At 74.7% G+C, this 1,315-nt stretch carries 3 protein-coding genes; all 3 read right to left on the bottom strand.

The features are described from left to right. Positions 1-401: HEAT repeat domain-containing protein (locus HGA02_RS19600; protein ID WP_210728836.1), on the bottom strand; the 401-nt coding region annotated here is incomplete at its 3' end. A 65-nt stretch (positions 402-466) separates the two neighbouring features. Then, the gene (locus HGA02_RS19595) at positions 467-877 is read right to left on the bottom strand and encodes a PIN domain-containing protein (protein ID WP_168681069.1); all 411 of its coding nucleotides are present in this window, start codon (positions 875-877) and stop codon (positions 467-469) included. Continuing rightward, the gene (locus HGA02_RS19590; protein ID WP_168681067.1) at positions 874-1,110 is read right to left on the bottom strand and encodes a FitA-like ribbon-helix-helix domain-containing protein; all 237 of its coding nucleotides are present in this window, start codon (positions 1,108-1,110) and stop codon (positions 874-876) included. The genes HGA02_RS19595 and HGA02_RS19590 overlap by 4 nt, the downstream gene beginning before the upstream one ends. Positions 1,111-1,315: the final 205 nt, after the last annotated feature.

The raw sequence follows: 1,315 nt of genomic DNA, 5'->3' as shown, positions 1-1,315 counted from the left end.
TGCCGGACGGACCCGTCGGGTCGGGACAGGGCCGCGCGGACGTGCGGCAGCGCCCGCGGGTCCGACCGGTGCGCGAGCCCCAACAACGCCTCGCAGCGGGCCTCGTCGTCCGGGTCGTCGAGCCGCGCCGCGAGCGCGTCGCGGACCTCGACCGAGTCGACGTCCTCCCGCCACTGGGTGCCGAGCGCCAGGCACGCCCAGTCCCGTACGCGCGGGTCCGGGTCGGACGTCAGCGCGACGGCGATCCGGACGAGCTCGTCGGCGGGGCGGTCCCACCCGGCGTGCTCGCACAGGTCGGACGCGAGCTGTCGACGCACCTCCACGTCGGGGTCGGCCGCGAGAGCGCGCAGCAGACCGACGTCGGCCGTCGGCTCGTGGTCCTCCTGGTCGGTGTCGTGCATGACCGTCCTGTCTCGCCCCCGCGGACCGCCCGCGACCGCGCCGAGCGTAGGGCGCCGCGCCGCGCTCAGTCCCAGGGATTCAGGACGTCGATGCCGAGGTTCTCGAAGTCGCCGACGTTCCGGGTCGCGAGCGGGGCGGAGGCGTGGACGGCGTGCGCGGCGATCTGACCGTCCTGGGCCGAGGGCTCCCGGCCGCGGGCCCGTGCGTCCGCGCGCAGGTGCGCATGCGTCGCGGCGACGTCCGCGTCGTAGGGCAGGACCCGTCCCGCCAGTCGGCTCAGCATGGCCTCGACGCGCTCGGTGAGGTCCGCGCGACGCCTGCCGTCGGGGAGGATCGCCAGCCCGTAGCGCGGCTCGTGGACCACGAGCGCCGGCAGGTGGAGCTCGGCGGCGTTCGCACGCAACCACGCGAGCACGCGGGGGTCCGGTGCGGGTCGCAGGGTCTCCGACCAGACGTTCGTGTCGACGACGATCACAGGTCGACCGGGCGAGCCGCCGACCGCGCCGCCTCGGGGAGGTCGACACCCCCGACCGACTCGCGCAGCGCGGCGCTGTCGTCGAGCCATGCCAGCACCGGGTCCACGGTCGTCACCGCGTCCGAGAGAATCGCCCGGACCTCCGCCTCCAGCGAGCGGTCGTGCTGCACCGCGCGCCGACGCAGGGCCTCCTTGACCTCGTCGGACAGGTTCCGCACCACGATCTGCGCCACGACGATCCTTCCGTTGATATCAACGACGATATCAACGGGTGCCGCGCCGGCGGAAGGCGCGAGCACAACATCACGCGCGTCTGACCGGTCTCGTGCGCGCGTGATGTTGTGCTCGGCGTCGGGAGCGACGAGCGGGCACCGCTCCGTCCCGGGTGTCGCGACCGGTGGGACGCGACCGCCCACAGTGCCCCCGGGACGGAGCGGT

Origin of the sequence: Cellulomonas septica (assembly GCF_012396155.1) — a bacterium.
Lineage (GTDB): Bacteria > Actinomycetota > Actinomycetes > Actinomycetales > Cellulomonadaceae > Cellulomonas > Cellulomonas septica.
This window is presented reverse-complemented; position numbering and strand designations above follow the sequence as displayed.